This is a genomic window from Cyclobacterium sp., assembly GCF_014762705.1.
Classification (GTDB): Bacteria; Bacteroidota; Bacteroidia; order Cytophagales; family Cyclobacteriaceae; genus Cyclobacterium.
The window spans coordinates 106327-120624 of the sequence record NZ_JABURL010000036.1; the positions used below are offsets into that span (position 1 = coordinate 106327).

The 14298-nt window shown below is 40.3% G+C and carries 15 protein-coding genes; 1 reads left to right on the forward strand and 14 read right to left on the reverse strand.

Translation table 11 applies throughout. From position 1 onward, the window contains the following. The first annotated feature begins 95 nt into the window (after nt 1–95). The gene (locus tag HUJ21_RS06975; protein ID WP_291368226.1) at nt 96–509 is read left to right on the forward strand and encodes an ATP-binding protein; all 414 of its coding nucleotides are present in this window, start codon (nt 96–98) and stop codon (nt 507–509) included. Between the two features lie 38 nt (nt 510–547). On the opposite strand, the gene HUJ21_RS06980 is transcribed toward HUJ21_RS06975, so the two are convergent. From HUJ21_RS06980 to HUJ21_RS07045, 14 genes are all read right to left on the reverse strand, one after another. Further along, nucleotides 548–919 (reverse strand): phage holin family protein, encoded by a 372-nt coding sequence (locus HUJ21_RS06980; RefSeq protein WP_291368227.1) that lies wholly within the window; start codon nt 917–919, stop codon nt 548–550. A gap of 100 nt (nt 920–1019) precedes the next feature. Continuing rightward, nucleotides 1020–2486, reverse strand: a complete 1467-nt coding sequence (locus HUJ21_RS06985; RefSeq protein ID WP_291368228.1) for a mandelate racemase/muconate lactonizing enzyme family protein — start codon at nt 2484–2486, stop codon at nt 1020–1022. A 462-nt stretch (nt 2487–2948) separates the two neighbouring features. Continuing rightward, nucleotides 2949–3941 carry a 6-phosphofructokinase gene (gene pfkA / locus HUJ21_RS06990; RefSeq protein ID WP_291368229.1) on the reverse strand — a complete coding sequence of 331 codons (993 nt, stop codon included), beginning with the start codon at nt 3939–3941 and terminating at the stop codon, nt 2949–2951. A gap of 22 nt (nt 3942–3963) precedes the next feature. After that, a complete protein-coding gene (locus tag HUJ21_RS06995; protein ID WP_291368230.1) occupies nt 3964–4320 on the reverse strand; it encodes a methylglyoxal synthase in 357 nt (118 codons plus the stop codon). Between the two features lie 107 nt (nt 4321–4427). Continuing rightward, entirely contained in the window at nt 4428–4727 is a 300-nt protein-coding gene (locus HUJ21_RS07000; protein ID WP_291368231.1) for a hypothetical protein, read from the reverse strand. 130 nt (nt 4728–4857) lie between these two features. After that, the gene (locus HUJ21_RS07005) at nt 4858–5427 is read right to left on the reverse strand and encodes an RNA polymerase sigma-70 factor (protein ID WP_291368232.1); all 570 of its coding nucleotides are present in this window, start codon (nt 5425–5427) and stop codon (nt 4858–4860) included. Nucleotides 5428–5572: 145 nt separating this feature from the next. Further along, nucleotides 5573–6538, reverse strand: coding sequence for a polysaccharide deacetylase family protein (locus tag HUJ21_RS07010; RefSeq protein ID WP_291368233.1), 966 nt, complete (start codon nt 6536–6538; stop codon nt 5573–5575). A 7-nt stretch (nt 6539–6545) separates the two neighbouring features. After that, a complete protein-coding gene (locus HUJ21_RS07015) occupies nt 6546–7721 on the reverse strand; it encodes a hypothetical protein (protein WP_291368234.1) in 1176 nt (391 codons plus the stop codon). A gap of 3 nt (nt 7722–7724) precedes the next feature. Further along, nucleotides 7725–8903, reverse strand: coding sequence for a hypothetical protein (locus HUJ21_RS07020; RefSeq protein ID WP_291368235.1), 1179 nt, complete (start codon nt 8901–8903; stop codon nt 7725–7727). Between the two features lie 55 nt (nt 8904–8958). After that, nucleotides 8959–9633 (reverse strand): glycosyltransferase family 4 protein, encoded by a 675-nt coding sequence (locus tag HUJ21_RS07025; RefSeq protein WP_291368236.1) that lies wholly within the window; start codon nt 9631–9633, stop codon nt 8959–8961. Nucleotides 9634–10040: 407 nt separating this feature from the next. Then, nucleotides 10041–11315 carry a hypothetical protein gene (locus tag HUJ21_RS07030; RefSeq protein ID WP_291368237.1) on the reverse strand — a complete coding sequence of 425 codons (1275 nt, stop codon included), beginning with the start codon at nt 11313–11315 and terminating at the stop codon, nt 10041–10043. 15 nt (nt 11316–11330) lie between these two features. Continuing rightward, entirely contained in the window at nt 11331–12422 is a 1092-nt protein-coding gene (locus HUJ21_RS07035) for a glycosyltransferase (protein ID WP_291368238.1), read from the reverse strand. Nucleotides 12423–12501: 79 nt separating this feature from the next. Then, on the reverse strand, nt 12502–13371 hold the full coding sequence (locus tag HUJ21_RS07040; protein ID WP_291368239.1) for an alpha-1,2-fucosyltransferase: 870 nt from the start codon (nt 13369–13371) through the stop codon (nt 12502–12504). After that, the coding region (locus HUJ21_RS07045; protein WP_291368240.1) for a glycosyltransferase at nt 13368–14298 on the reverse strand (931 nt) is incomplete at its 5' end. The genes HUJ21_RS07045 and HUJ21_RS07040, both read right to left, overlap by 4 nt.

Consider the following 14298-nt stretch of genomic DNA (forward strand, 5'->3'; position numbering starts at 1 on the left):
TTAATATTATACATATTAACTTTCTTATAATTTACAATCTTTTACCTTTTAAAAAAATGTTTTCTCCTAAAAAAAACAATGAATGGCTTAAAAATATGCTTTCAAAACCGGAAGGACAACATTTGGATTACAAACAAAGCATAAGCAACCAAAGAAAAATTGCCAAAACACTTTTGGCTTTTGCCAATACTGACGGGGGGACGATTTTGGTTGGCATCTCCGACAAGAAAAACATCATCGGCATAGACCCAGAAGAGGAGATTTTTATGGTCAATGAGGCCATTAGAAAATACTGTCATCCTCCATTCACCGTTACTTTTGAAGTTTTTGAATTACAGCTACAGAACCAGCTTGACCCCTTAATATTGGATGAAAAATATGTGCTTGCTGTAGCCGTTCCCAAAAGCATGGGCGGACCTCATGCTTTGCAGGTGAATGACAATCCCCCTGTATATTATCTTAGAATCAAAGACAGGTCTTTACCGGTAGACCTGGCAGACCTGTCCTGAATTTTTATTTGGGATAGGGCCTGATAGGAGGTTAATTTTTATTTCCTGAATCCGCTGCCCAATGAAATGCCCAAAATGGAATTTACTAGAGAAAGCACCAGGCTAAAAAGCAAGGCCCACCAGAAATTATCCACTGTAAATCCATTAACTATACTTGCCGCTAACATAACCAACAAGGCATTGATCACCAATAAGAACAAACCCAGGGTAACAATGGTAATGGGTATGGTCAAAAAAATCAATATGGGTTTAATGGTAATATTTAACAAAGCCAGCAAGGCAGCGATGATCACTCCTGTGATCCAATCATCCACCACGATACCAGGAAGAAGATAAGCAGTAAAAATAACTACCAAACCAGCAATTGCAAGTTGGAGGAGTATGGAAAAGATGTCTTTTGATTGGCTCATTTTTGCTAAATATATAACCTGAATAAATTTTCTGGATAAAAATAACCATTAAAAATGTAAAAAAAAACCCGGTAGATTTCACCGGGCTTTTGATACAATTTTAACTCCAGGTCCTGTCCCAGGAGCGGATTTCGTTCCAGTCGTCGGTGGGTGCAAAAAACTGTTCACCCTCTCTCAACCTCTTCTTTACTTCATCTTCGTTCAATTCCAAACCAATTCCGGGAGATTCCGGTACCTGCACATATCCATCTTTTACCAGAGGCCCATCTGCTCCAACTACCAAATCCTCCCACCATGGATTATCCACAGAATGGTGTTCCAGCCCTATGAAGTTATAGGTGGCTGCCGCAGCATGTACCGTCCCCATAAAGGTAATGGGGGAGGCCGCGTGGTGCAAGGCCATTCCTATTCCATACTCTTCGGCATAATCACCTATTTTCTTGGTCTGTAAGTAGCCTCCGGCACTTCCGGGATCAGGGTGCACCAGATCCACTGCCCTGTTTTCGATCAGGTCCTTAAAATTCTTTTTGTGATAGGTATCTTCCCCTGTCAGCGTAGGCGTAGTGATCGACTCGGTAATCCTTTTCCATTGTTCGGTATTTTGCCAGGGAACCAGGTCTTCCAGCCAGGCGATATTATAAGGTTCAAAAGCCTCCGCTAGTTTGATCATCTCATTATAGCCCATATGTCCAAAATGATCTATGGCCAGTGGAATTTCAAAACCTACTTTAGCCCTTGCTTTTGCCGCATATTCGACCATTCTTTCGAGTCCCTTTGGGGTTATCTGCACATGGGTAAACTGATGGGGCGTCTGGGTGTAGCTCATCACATCCTGGTCTGACCAACCCCTCATGGGTCCCCAGGGAGACTTATTGGTCAGGGTATCTTTTTCGTCCTTGATCAAGCCAATGCCAATATCCATTTTCAGCATGGTAAAACCCATATCCACCCTTTCCTTCATCTTATTGGCAAATTCGTCGGGATCCTGTACGGTGGGGGTATCCACATAGATCCGGACCTTATCCCGGAATTTACCCCCCATCAATTGGTAAAGCGGGACACCATAGGCTTTTCCGGCCAGGTCCCAAAGGGCCATTTCAATACCGGATACGCCGCCGCCCTGCCTGCCATGCCAGCCAAACTGCTCAATTCTTTTAAAAATCCGCTCTACATTGCAGGGATTCTCTCCTAAAATCCTGCTTTTCAACATCAGGGCATAGCGTTTGTCGGCCCCATCTCTTACATCTCCCAAGCCATGTATTCCCTGATTGGTATATATTTTCAACAAGGGTACATTGCCATACTGGGCAATCCGCAAATCTGTGATTTTCAAATCAGAAGGATTGGAAAGGCGGTTTACTTTTGATGTGGTATGGGCAAGGGTGTCTTCCAGGGGCATCATCATCATTCCCCCAAGGCTCAAGCCACCCAAGGCTGCTTTTTTAAAAAAAGACCTGCGGTCATTTTCAGGTTCATCAATAACGGACCTGGCGACCTCATTTTTTGGTGCGCATTGCTGCTTCAGGTCAAAATGGCTTTGCTGCAGATGCTGGATGTTTTTTTTCATGTGTTAAATAGGTTTATTGAGGTATTGAAAAAGATAATTGATGGAAAGCTTACAATATGATTAAAATTTGTAGTAAATGGAAATTTTTACATGCAAAAACACTGGTAAATGGAAAGAAGAGGGTGTTTTCAAATCCCCTGAAAAAACGGCAAATCACCTTACATGAAGCGCTGCTAAATGAACAAAACCTATTCAATAGGAATATAGCCTATTCCAAAAAATAGCATTCCAAAAATACCGGCTTTAGTCAAAATTGAGGGAATCTAAGGGCCTTTGATTTTAATGGGATTCGGAAAGAAAAAATTCAAAATGATTTAAATCTAATCCAACTTGAAAATTATAATAAATCAGGAATGTTCAAACGCCATCAAAAAAAATTCCCGGGAAAAGGCTTTTTTTGTATCAAGCCAGTCTCCCGGGATGTAGGTACATTATCTGTTGGAGTAAATCCAGGCAATGTTTTTAGGTGGACAAAATTCCTGCTATTCTCAGGTCTTCATCATCCACTTGTTTATCATCTACTATGGCCCGTTTGATCGGTGTAAAAACAATTTTATTGTTGATAATCCCTACCATCACGTCATATTTGCCATGCAACAGGCCTTCTACCGCAGAAACACCCAGCTTACTGGCCAGAATACGGTCAAATGAAGAGGGTGCACCCCCACGCTGAAGGTGCCCCAGGATGGTTACTTTGATGTCATAGGTTGGGAGTATTTTTTTGACTTTCTCGGAAATTTCCAGGGCTCCCCCGCTTTTACCGCCCTCTGCCACGATGACCACATTGCTTTCCTTTTTTACCTTCTCCCTGAACTTAAGCCTGTCAATCAGCTTTTCGACGGGAAATTTTTTCTCTGGTATCAAAATGGCAGCCGCAGCACTGCCGATTCCGGCATTGATGGCTATAAATCCGGCATCTCTACCCATGACTTCCACAAAGAACAAGCGATCGTGGGATGTGGCCGTATCCCTGATTTTATCAATGGCTTCTATCGCCGTATTACAAGCCGTGTCAAAACCAATGGTCAGGTCCGTCCCGAAAAGATCATTGTCAATAGTGCCGGGTAATCCCACGGCCGGAATGCCAAATTCTTTATAAAACAGGTGGGCTCCTGTAAGTGATCCATCTCCTCCAATAACCACAAGGGCATCTATCCCATGGCTTTTCAAATTGTCGTATGCTTTCTGTCTGCCTTCAATTGTTTTGAATTCTTCACTCCTGGCTGATTTTAAAAAGGTCCCCCCTCTCTCCAAAACATGCGCAATGGATTTATTTTCCAACTTTCGGATATCATTGTTGATCATCCCTTCATAGCCGCGATAAATCCCATAAACCTCCAACTTGTAATAAAACCCAGCCCGCACTACTGCCCTGATGGCAGCGTTCATCCCAGGAGCATCTCCTCCAGAAGTAAGCACCCCAATTTTTTTTATATGAATAGGTTGATCTGTCATATTTGTATGTAAATATTCGCTCTTACAAATTTTTGAACATTAATTCCGCTGCGGCCAGGTTGGTAGCCAGTGGCACATTGTGTACATCACAGATTCGCATCAGCATCTGTACATCCGGTTCATGCGGGTGTTTTCCAAGGGGATCCCTGAAAAAAATCACCATATCCAGCTCTTTTTGAGCTACCATGGCCCCTATCTGTGCATCCCCCCCTAGGGGCCCTGACAATAGTTTTTCTACTTCAAATCCTGATTTTTCTATGTGCATTCCCGTAGTACCAGTGGCCACAAGGGTGATTCCCTCTAATGCTTCCTTGGAACGGCTGAGAAAATGTACCATATCCGCCTTTTTCCCATCATGGGCAATCAATGCTATTTTCATCCTTGTAAATTTTAAATCGGTAAAGGTGTAAAGTTACTAAAAAACAATTCGGTTTTGGCCGGAGCTACATGATCAAAGTGAATTACCCATCAAAATCCGGCAATGTTTCAAGCTCCATCCCTCTCCAAAAAATAAGCAAGCAACTGTTCCCACTCTTCTTCAAGGCTAAGATTGGGTTTGCTTTTGGCTGCCCTGCTGTACCAATAGGACGCATTGGACTGGTCTCCTTCTTTGCGGTGCAGGTAGGCATGAAGCCAGGCAGCATCTTCACCTCCTAAAGTATCTATCAGGCTATGGGCCTGATCCCATTTTCCTTTCTTATCCAACCATAAGGATTGTAAATAAACAGATAAGCCCTTCGGCACCTGCTCCTGCTGTAAGCTTTGGATAAAATCTGAATGGTTCATGTCTGTTGGTTAAGTAAACAAAACCAAAATAAATACATAATGGTGAAGCCGGCAAATATTAAAGCTAAATTTCAAAAGAAAGTTTGGGAGCCCCATCGCGAAGCATCAAGTCTGCCTTAATAATCTATCTCTATCTGATCCAAAACCACAATAAAACAAGCAACTCTATTGACTGCCGCAAATGTGAAAGGGCTTTCTTGATGTGGTTTTCAACGGTAAAAACAGATATACCAAGCTTGCAGGCAATTTCCCTGTTGGACAAGAATTTGAACCGGCTCATCTCAAATACATGCCTGCATTTTTGCGGAAGGCCCTGTATAATAGTCAATATCTTCCTTCTCGTTTCCTCAGCTTCCAGATACTCCTCCGTATTGTGTGTTACACCTACCTGCCTGAGGTATTCCAGTTGTGCTGCGGTATACTTACTTCTCCTAAACTCCTTTGCCATCTGCTTTCGGGCAGCCCCAAAAAGGTAAGGTTGGAGTTCCTTCACCTTGCAATGAGCGGCATTTTTCCACAAGCCGAAAAATATATTCTGAACCAGGTCCTCCGCTGTAGCTTTGTCTTGCATGACCTTGTAGACGAATACAAACAAGGCATCAAAATGCCTTTCGTAAATGGCTTCAAAGGCTTTTGGATCTGCCTTATCTTTCAATTGTGCCAGTAGCTCCTGGTCATTATGGGTTTTGTTGCAGGTCAATGGTATTGTTTAACATCGGATCATGCTAATTAATAGCTTTTGCCAGTATTTCCAAATATCAACGAATAATAACTTCCAAAGATGACTGGTACTGTGAATTAAATTTACTGAATTCCCTTTTGGGGAGAAATTGATTTGGGGGATATTAGTGAAGGGAGGAAATGTGGGAAGCCATATCCTTCATGGATACGGATTGCATGCCGTAAATTGCATTACATTCAGAAAAATGATCCAGAAGAATCCTCACTTCTTCCAGACTCTGCTCGGGGTGCTGACCGTGATTATGGGGATGCCACCACAGGTGATAAACTTCCCCGTTACTGGCAGCTTCGTTCATTTCTTGCCTGATCCGGTCAAGTTTCAGGCGGTTCATCCAGCCCATTCTTTCCTGATAGGGCCTGAAAAACCGGGAAGCAGGAATAAAACCGGGAAACACAGTCTCGGAAGCTGCAGGTAAATAGGAGGTTCGCTTTCCAAGGGACCAATAGGAATCTGCAGCCCGGAAACCCTTTTTGAAATAACCTTCCTTTTCCGGGTATTTCCAAAACCAATCCGTAGGGTTGGTGCGAATGGCTAAAAAATCCATTTCCCGGGCAGTTTGCAATACCTGCCTGTTGTATTGGTTACGGGGAAGTACCAGTGAACTGATATCCATGCCAAACTTCTCTTTGGCGATTCTCCTGGCCGCACATAAGTCCTCCTTAAAGCCATCGACCGACCGTCCCAAAACTCTGGTGTAATAATGGGCAAAGGTATGGCTACCCAGCTCCTGTCCCGGGGTTTGGATAATTTCATTGACCAGTTCCGGGGCAAAGAGGCAACGGTGATCCGGCTGAGTAGATTTAAACCATTGATAAGCAGAATACCGCTGATTTTGAAAGACCGGTTTTTCATCGGGACTGAAATGCTCCCATTCCGCTGCATCTTGGGCCATCAGCATGCCTACTGTAGCCCAGGTGGCCGAAACCCCATAGGCTGAAAACAAAGACAAAAGTTTGGGAATCACCTCCCTGGTCCGGTGGTAGTACGCTTCATTTCCTTTCAGTGGCACCTTGTCAAAGCGGCCCCAATGAAGTTCAAAATCCAGCGATATGATAAAGGAAGGCTGCACCGGTGGTTTATAAAATGGATTTATCAGATTTAAAGGACCTGTCGGCCTGACTCAGGAAAAAGGAAACCACAAAAATAACAAAGATACTTTTCATCCGCATCAGAATGCCCAGGTTATTAAGTGCCAAAATAAAAATAAGGGACATGATCGCTGCATAGATCAGGACCAGCCAATAAAAAAATGGTTCCTGAATTTTCATTTTTCTTTTACCCATTCCCCAAATGCCAGTAATCGCAATAAGCAAAACCATTGTGTTTTCTAATGAGGCCGCAAAAGTCCAGAAGTTCCTGGTTTCCCAGGGGTGTGGTCTGAACCATACCGCCATGAATTTTTCGGGAAAGCTGTATTCCCTCATAGGAATACTGCTTTTAGCACCAAAAGAGCTTAGAAAGGCATTTTGCCAATCAATAATCATCCCTATCCATTTAAAATTAAAGCCATAATCCAGGCTTCCCAAAATCCAACAGTAGGCGAAAACAGCAATTATCAAAGCAGTTGCGAAGGGAAGTAACTTTTTACGGTAAGCCTTCAAAGTAGGGTGAAAGGGAAAGACAGCCAATACTGCTATAGTCAGAACCAGTCCCTGTATGGGGCGTGTCATAAAAGATAATAGCAACCCCGCAACAATGAGCCATGCACAAAATGGGAACTTTTCTATTCCCAGCAGCACCAGCACCAAACCAAGAAACAACAAGGCTTCCTTGCCTACTCCAGCTGTCCAGAAATGTACATTGGGAAGAAACAAAATCAGCAGGCCATACTTTTGGGTCCAGCTGCCCCTATTTTCCTGAAATTGACCTTTGATGAGTTCAAAGGCCCCGACAAAACCTATTAAAGAAATAGCAGCATACAGCAGGTTTCCGGACAAGAAACCTAAACCAGCCAGTCGGGAAAAAGGGTAATTGAACCATTGAATAAAGGCTGTTCCTGTGCCCCAGTAGGAGGTCCATTCCCCGGGCCTTGAGGGAGGAAGACTACTTAGCTCCCAGTACCGGATACCATCCCCTCCGTAATGAAGGAGGTACCCATAAAAAATCAGGGCCATGATCAGGTGATAACATCCCAGCACCAGTAAAAAACTGGTCTCCCATTGGGAATAACCCTGAGTCCCTGACCATTTTTTGATTAGCCAAAATACCAAAAAAACAATGGAGGCAATGAAAATCCAATCAAGAACCTTCATGTGCTATTTCGCTTCCAAAGCTTTTACATAAGCTGCTACACTTTTGTCCAGTCCAAAATAATGGGTTCCAACTTTTCTGATAGCGGATTTGGATTGAATGGCCAGGGTTTCCAGCCAGGAATGCAAGGCTGCATCATTACCACTGTACATAAAACAGGCAGGCTCCCCTTCCAAATCAATGGATAGGTCCCCAATTTCTTCGGATACAATGACAGGCAAGCCGGAAAGCAGGTACTCCCCCACCTTGATGGGTGCCAATCCTGTCAGGCTGGGAGCTGATTTCCGCAAACTGAGGCCCAGGTCTCCAGCGGCATAATAATCAGGAATACAGGTAAATGGAACAGTTTTGATCCAAACTAATCCCCGGAGATAATCCGGTATTTGAGCAGACAGGGTATGGTGATTTCGAACAAGAAAAAGAATCCGGCTGTCAGCATCAAACTGGTAATGGGACCAAAAAAGCCGCAACATTTCTTCCAGTTGATAAGGTGGCCCCAAACTACCTGAATAGATCCATAACAGGCTGTTATCCTTTATACCCAATTCCCTGCGGATCCTGGCCCTTTTGGCAGGATTCGGTTTAAAAAAACCGGAATCCCGGCCATTGCTGACCTTGTAAAACTTTGATGGGCTCAAAACGGGATTTGATCGGAGGTGGAATTGAATGGCTTTTTCCGTTCTTGTCAACACTTTATCGGCATGGATCAGCATTTTTGTTTCCGCCCTTTTCAACCAGCGGTATTGCAGGCTGCCGGGTTTTAAACCAGCAAAATCCACCCTTTCTTGAATGGGTAAACCATCGGCATCAAAAACAAGCTGTATGCCCTTTAACCATCCCCGGAGCTGATTGACCATCATGGCAGGGAGCGTAGACCTGGGCATCAAACAGGTAATGGGCTGATTTTGGACGTACCTTTTAATGTTTCGTTTCCCTAGTATGATGGTCCGCAATACACCAAGGGTAACAGTGGGTTTTCTGTGAACAAAAACATGCTGGTAAACAATCCCCATATCCTTTGCGACAGTGCGGATCCTTTCCACTTCGCCGGCATCTGCCCAGGAAAACTGCATGACATGAAACTGCCAGTTTCGCCTGGCCTGAATGCCTTTAAAGATCGGGAAAAACAGGTTTTCCAGGTAGTTGGTTTGATCAGAGTCCCAGGTAATAAACAGGATATTCATAGGGATAAATTTTGAAAATTAAGGAACCCTCTTGCTAACCAGGTAAGGTATTGATTCAGGTATTTTCAGCATTGTCGTTTGCAGGAGTACTCACCAGGGCCAGCATTTTTTGAAAATTGCCAGCCAGGGTATACTTCTCCATGACCAACTCGTAGCCTTTTGTACCAAAGGCCTCACGCATTTCCCAATCGCTTATCAATTTACCCAGGAATTCCACCCATTCCTCCTGCGTATCAGCCAGGAAGCCATTGACACCATGCTGCACTACTTCCCTGTTCATTCCTACCGGAGAAGCCACTACCGGCAATCCACAGGCCATATACTGGATAAGTTTATAGGCACATTTCCCCCTTTCCCAGGGGTTATCCGGCAGGGGCATGATTCCTATATCTATCTTTAACAGACCGTCTGCTTCTCCTTCCTCGGTCCAGGGAATAAGCTCCTGATTTCCGGAAAAATGAGACAATTCCTTTCCAGTAATTAATAAAAGTTTTATGAAAAAGTTTTGTTGGATCTTTTCCAAAAATGGTACTACTGATTCGAGATATTTAAGGTTTACAGGTGGCCCAATCCATCCAATAGTAGTTATGAGTTTTGCACTGTGAACCTTCTTCTGATACCTATTCGGATCAATTACTGTTGGCAAACGAAGGATACTTTTTGCACCTGATGCACGGGCTTTCATAGCCAAATATTCATTTCCGACGATGACTTTATTTGCCATTTTCATTACTCGGGAAATTTTATTGGGCATAAAATTTCTAACAATAAATAACTCACTATTATCATAATTATGAAAAATAGCATCATCATAATCCACCAAATATCCTTTCAATTTGCTCAATACTAGTTCTGGAAAAGAAGGTAAAAAAGGGAAGATCTCCTTTTCTACAAAAACATAATCATATTTCGAAACTGTAAACAAAACCCTAAATCTCCTTAAATAGAAAAAAAGTAAATTCAATATCCCTATTTTTTTGCCAACATAAAGATTAGCCAGATAGTTATCATTGAAAAACGATGAAACAGTAACATGATATCCTGCTCTCTCCCAATTAGGAATAAACTGAAAAGTCCTTAACCTGCTACTAGCACCTTTTCTAGGATATTTGGTTAGGAAAATTATTCTTTTTGATTTCAACTTAACGGGTAATATTTAGATTTCGGATCACCATTTGTATTGAAGTATTTTTTTTTCGAAATAATAATTTTTTCTCTTCTCAAGTAAAATTTTTGTTTATCTACATATCTTAGGTATCGTATTTTCTTATCATATGCAATTAGAAAAAAACAAAATAAGACGAAATAAATCATGGTCATGTTTTTCATCCGCATTATAATCCCAAGATTGCTTAAGGAATTAGAGAAAGCAATAGCAATAGGGATGAAGGCAATTATTCCTGTCTTTAAAAACACGGGCATATCTCGAAAGGCTTCAATTTTCCAGTATCTAATTGTAAAAAATGATAACCACAGATAAAGAATATTCTCGAATCCGCTCAAAAAAGACATGATGTTATGCGCATCAAAAAATAATGGCCTGTACATGTAGGTAAAAAGTTTATAAGGGAGAGAATATGAGGAAATATCAATGGCAGAACCGACTCTGTCTTCATTAAGGAACCCTGCCTTTTTTGCAGCAAAAGCCTCTAATGTGTCTAACGAAAAATCATCAATTTTCAAAAATGATAAGGTGGATGAACTAAGATAGACCGATGCCGACATTCCAAGAACAACAAGAAAAATTTTATACGATCTTTGAATATCTGATCCTAGAATCACAGCAAGAGCTCCTGCAGTAACAAAAGCAAACCCCATATGAGGCCTGGCCATATAAACAAAAAATAGTGCCAAAACTCCTTGAAGCCATCGGCTTTTATAATTTTGTATGGCGTACAGAAACCATGCTATTCCCCAGAAGCAAATAGCATCTTTACCTACTCCGGCAGACCAAAAGTGCAGGTTTGGTAAAAAAAAAATTAAGGGGAATAATTTAACTTGAAATATGGTGTAGTTGCTTGGCCATAATTTGGCTGTGAGTATGAATAAGTACCGGAGTCCGATAAAACCCAAAATCCCATATAAAAAATTGCCAGTAAAATAACCCAGACCCAGTAATCGGCTCGGTATGTAATTTAACCATAAAATAAAAGTTGTACTCGTACCAAAAAATTCGTTCCACGTTTCGTAGTGAATTGGAACCTGTTCCATTAAATAATGCCAGTAACCATACGAATCTCCACCGGAAAAATGAATGTAAGCAGTGAAAAACACTACGAATAACAAATGATATCCTAATAAAAAATGAAGTGTTTTAATATATTTTGATGGAATTCCTTGTTTTTTAACGGCTGATTCGTTGCTTTTAAAAACAAAAATAAGGGCAATGAAAATAACAATAACGTCTAACACTTAAATTTCAATTAATCATTCAATTTTTTCGCGATAAAGCTTAAGCAGTTCATTCTTGTATTTTTTTAAAGTAAATTTTTTCTCTGCAACTGCTTTTGCATTTTTCCCGATCAACCGCCTCTCTTCTTCAGTCAAATCCAAAACGAATTGCATATTTTTAATCAAATCAACTGAATCATAAGGATCTACTAAAAATCCGGTTTGAGTTGTTATTATTTCTCCAGGTCCACCCACTTTCGTAGCAATTACCGGAAGGCTACAAAGCATTGCTTCAACCAGTGATAAGGAGAAACCTTCTGAGAAAGAAGGCAGAACGAATGCATCCATTTTACATAAAAAAGGAACAACATTTTCTTGGTAACCAAAAAAGATAACTTTTCCTATTAATCCCTTTTTTGCAACCAAATATTTAAGAGATTCTAATTCAGGACCCTCACCGATAATCCATAATTGCAAGGATTGGTGTTTATCGGTAGGTCTTAAAACTGAAAAGGATTTAATAAGGGTTGATAAATTTTTAATGGGTGTCAACCTACAAGTAATACCAAAAATAAAATCATTTCCTTTGCTGCTTTTATTTTTAGCCAATAATAACCCTGTTTTTAATTCAACAGGGTTATAAATCACTCGAATTTTGTTTGCAGGTACTTCCCCTAAAGCTATTAATTTATCCTTTACTGCGTTTGAAATTGCCACTAAGTCGTGAGCTACTAAATAAACGAAAAAGAAAATGATCTTCCATTTACGATCATGCGCGGGGTAACCTATCTCCTCACCTATCCTATGAGGTACTCCAGCCATCCAGGAAGCTAACAAACCGTGAAAATTAGCCTCAGAGCCAGAACAATGAACTACATCTGGAGAAATTGATTTAAGCTTCCTGAAAATCAAAAAAATCAGCAAAAAATTAGGGATTTTCGAATTCTTTGAAAACCCGATCACTTCAATACCAATATTCTGGATCTCTTTGGAAATCTTTCCTTTTTTACCTAAAACCAAGATGGTCAGATCATGCTCAACGTCATTAACGAAAGCTTTACTTGTCAAGAATAAACGCCTTTCAACTCCTCCAAAATCTAACTCAGAAACAATCCGAATGATTTTCATAAAAGGAAGAGAAAATATTTAATCATAAAGAGCTTAAATAAATAACTTTTTGAATAAATAATATTCAGATCAACAATTCTTAGAGTCGAATTGCACCCTTCATGTAAAAACACAGATGCTTTTCATATCTCTTCTGTGCAGTTGGATCTTCATACCATTTTTTAGGTTGAATGATTATTTTTCCGGAATGAGAATTTAGCCTGGCTGCCCACCAACTAAAGGTACTATTCGAGATAATTTGATGCCGGCACTTTCGCATTAAATCAAATTCCAGGAAATCAACTCCATTAACTTCATCAGAAACTAATGTAGAACTTTCAGGCAGTGACAGATGAGAATTAACCCATTCAACATCATCCGTAAAAATAAAAAATTGAGGAAAAGAAATTGTTTGTTCAATAAATTCAATTGCATTCTGAAAATATTCGATGGTTGTCAACCCAAAATAATTTAAGTAATCAGAATTTTTAGCATAATCACCTCTACGAATATGAACAGCTACAGACTCACAATTATTGATTATTCTTAAAACGGAACGATACGCTTCAGATTGAAATGTGGATTTTAATTGTATATGTTCCCTCATAATACCAACTACTGAATCAAAATAAATGTGTGCATTCCAATAACCTCTAAGATAAAGATTATTTTGATTCGGAATGGGTACTACTTGACCTTCTGTTTCTTCAAAATAATGATGGTATCCCAATGGGCCGAGCCATTTATCTAAGCGAAGTGCATAGTCGGAGGCAAAAAAATTTATTCCTTTTCTCGGTAAATGCAAAATTTTAATTTGAAATTTATTCAAAACGAATTGCCTATCTTTTGAAATATTATACCAATGAATGTCAGATGCTAACCGAGATTTTCTCTCTTCGGCCAATTTTAATCCAAAAGCGTATTGAAAAAGTTGATTTCCGAGACCTCCCAAGAATTTAATTATAATCATCGAAACTTAAATAATCGGATAACAAATTTTAAAAAAAAAGGAATTTCCAATTTATAAACCTCATAATAGGAAAAAATATCTGCCATACGCCTGGCTAGGGGTATCTGCAACCTGTGCGGGTGAATACCAAATCTTGATTTCCACAGCAAGTGAAATAAATACTTAATAAATTTAGTAAAGCTAGGTTTATCAAAAGGTAAGTTCATATCGGGAAAAACTTCAAGATGAACTGGCCAACAAGAAAAAACTGCAAACGTTAACTTTTTTATATAATTAAGATTGGTTTTAGAAGCGGAAATCAAATGATTCACCTTCAACCCGGGAGCGATTCCAGCTGAATAGCCTAATAGTATTCCAGCATATACAAGTTGACTATCCCCACCGCTACTTAAAATTTTACCTTGTCGATCCACAGCGGTCATTCTTTTCGTGTCAACTAGATATAAATAATGATCAGCTACCCTTCGATGGAGACACATTCCGGTTCCCGGAGGATAATAAGGCATCCATTTTTTCTCATCTCCAAAACAAATTTCCTTTACTGACTTTTCTTGAAATACTCCTCTATAATTTTCAACCCATTTTGGAGCAGCATCATCAAATACTACTGAAATAAACCCGGGACCCCAAACGCCTACATTTGGAAAATTTTCAATCAAACTTTCAAATCGAATTAGGTAATTTGAATCTAGTTGGTTATCGTCATCAACACAAATTAAATACTCACCTTTTGCAGCTTGAAAACCAGCTTTTCGAGCAAAAGTTAAACCCTGACATTCTTCTTTAATAAAGTGAAAAGGAAATCCTATTAATTCCTGGTTAAGACACTCATACCAGGCATTGGTACTATTATTATCAACTATAAGATACTCAACGTAAAAATTATCAGGAAGTATAAGCGATTTAATAGACTTTAAAACTTTTCTA

Bases quoted from the DNA above. Each gene is read 5' to 3' on its own strand.
- HUJ21_RS07025 (WP_291368236.1), bottom strand. From the start codon at position 9,633: ATGAAAATGGCAAATAAAGTCATCGTCGGAAATGAATATTTGGCTATG.
- HUJ21_RS07035 (WP_291368238.1), bottom strand. From the start codon at position 12,422: ATGAAAATCATTCGGATTGTTTCTGAGTTAGATTTTGGAGGAGTTGAA.
- HUJ21_RS07020 (WP_291368235.1), bottom strand. From the start codon at position 8,903: ATGAATATCCTGTTTATTACCTGGGACTCTGATCAAACCAACTACCTG.
- HUJ21_RS07015 (WP_291368234.1), bottom strand. From the start codon at position 7,721: ATGAAGGTTCTTGATTGGATTTTCATTGCCTCCATTGTTTTTTTGGTA.
- HUJ21_RS06980 (WP_291368227.1), bottom strand. From the start codon at position 919: ATGAGCCAATCAAAAGACATCTTTTCCATACTCCTCCAACTTGCAATT.
- HUJ21_RS06995 (WP_291368230.1), bottom strand. From the start codon at position 4,320: ATGAAAATAGCATTGATTGCCCATGATGGGAAAAAGGCGGATATGGTA.
- HUJ21_RS07000 (WP_291368231.1), bottom strand. From the start codon at position 4,727: ATGAACCATTCAGATTTTATCCAAAGCTTACAGCAGGAGCAGGTGCCG.
- HUJ21_RS07040 (WP_291368239.1), bottom strand. From the start codon at position 13,371: ATGATTATAATTAAATTCTTGGGAGGTCTCGGAAATCAACTTTTTCAA.
- HUJ21_RS06975 (WP_291368226.1), top strand. From the start codon at position 96: ATGCTTTCAAAACCGGAAGGACAACATTTGGATTACAAACAAAGCATA.
- HUJ21_RS06985 (WP_291368228.1), bottom strand. From the start codon at position 2,486: ATGAAAAAAAACATCCAGCATCTGCAGCAAAGCCATTTTGACCTGAAG.
- pfkA (WP_291368229.1), bottom strand. From the start codon at position 3,941: ATGACAGATCAACCTATTCATATAAAAAAAATTGGGGTGCTTACTTCT.